Raw genomic sequence first — 283 nt, 5'->3', positions numbered from 1 at the left:
TAGGCGCCAGGAGCCGACGAAGGACGTGGCGAACAACGAAACTGCCTCGGGGAGCTGTAAGCAAGCTTTGATCCGGGGGTGTCCGAATGGGGAAACCCAGCTGTGGTAATTCGCAGTTACTCATACCTGAATACATAGGGTGTGTAGAGGCAGACCAGGGGAACTGAAACATCTAAGTACCCTGAGGAAGAGAAAACAATAGTGATTCCGTCAGTAGCGGCGAGCGAACGCGGAACAGCCTAAACCAAGGGGCTTGCCCCTTGGGGTTGTGGGACGTCTCACA

The 283-nt window shown here is 54.8% G+C and carries 1 rRNA gene; it reads left to right on the top strand.

What is annotated here, in order from left to right:
- Positions 1-283 (top strand): 23S ribosomal RNA (locus AC0LWN_RS32760); the annotation flags it as partial.

The sequence above is a fragment of the Paenibacillus sp. sgz302115 genome, from assembly GCF_056120445.1.
This window is presented reverse-complemented; position numbering and strand designations above follow the sequence as displayed.